Annotated in this window: 1 protein-coding gene; it reads right to left on the reverse strand. The window is 69.7% G+C overall.

What is annotated here, in order from left to right:
• Nucleotides 1–61: 61 nt before the first annotated feature.
• A complete protein-coding gene (locus G6556_RS18950; RefSeq protein WP_205693778.1) occupies nucleotides 62–937 on the reverse strand; it encodes a carbohydrate ABC transporter permease in 876 nt (291 codons plus the stop codon).
• Between the last annotated feature and the right edge of the window lie 7 nt (nucleotides 938–944).

Below are 944 nucleotides of genomic sequence, written 5' to 3' on the forward strand. Positions count from 1 at the left end.
CCTCTCACTTCGTTGTCAGAACGGGACGGACGGGTGGTGGCGGGGCGCGGCCGGGGGCCGGTCACTCCTTGACGGAGCCGGCCGACAGGCCGGACTGCCAGAACCGCTGCAGCAGCAGGAACGCGGCGATGAGCGGGATGATCGTGAGCAGCGCGCCGGTGAGCACCAGGTTGAAGATGGCCTGGCCCCCGGCGGTGGCGGCCTGCGCGTTCCAGGCGTTCAGCCCGAGGGTCAGCGGGTACCAGTCGGGGTTCTTCAGCATGATCAGCGGCAGGAAGTAGTTGTTCCAGGTCGCGACCATCGTGAACAGCAGCACCGTGACGATGCCGGGGCCGAGCAGCGGCAGGCAGATCCGCCCGAAGGTGCGGAGCTCGCCGGCGCCGTCCATGCGCGCCGCCTCGAGCAGCTCCGTCGGGATGGCCTCGGCGGCGAACGTCCACATGAGGTAGAGGCCGAACGGCGAGATCAGCGACGGGATGATGACCGACCACGGGGTGTTGGTCAGGCCCATCTGGCTGAACATGAGGAAGGTCGGCACGGCCAGCGCGGTCCCGGGGACGGCGACCGCCCCGATCACGACCGCGAACACCCCGCGCTTGCCGGGGAACTGGAACTTGGCCAGGCCGTAGCCGCCGAGCACCGCGAGGGCCGTCGCGCCGCCGGCGCCCACGACCACGTACAGCAGCGTGTTGCCGAGCCAGCGCAGGAAGATGCCGTCGTCGTACGTGAGCGTGTCCGCGATGTTGGAGAACAGGGCGAAGTCGCCGCTGAACCACAGCCCGAACGAGTCGAACAGGTCCGACTGCGTCTTGCTCGCGTTGATCAGCAGCCAGGCGAGCGGGATCAGCGCGTAGATCCCGACGACCGCGGTGAGCACGGTCAGCAGCACGCTGCGGCGGGGCTTGTCCGCGCTGTACCGGCGGCGCGGCGTGCGCAGCCGGTAC

Origin of the sequence: Cellulomonas sp. IC4_254, assembly GCF_011603975.1 — a bacterium.
In the GTDB taxonomy this organism is placed as follows: domain Bacteria; phylum Actinomycetota; class Actinomycetes; order Actinomycetales; family Cellulomonadaceae; genus Cellulomonas.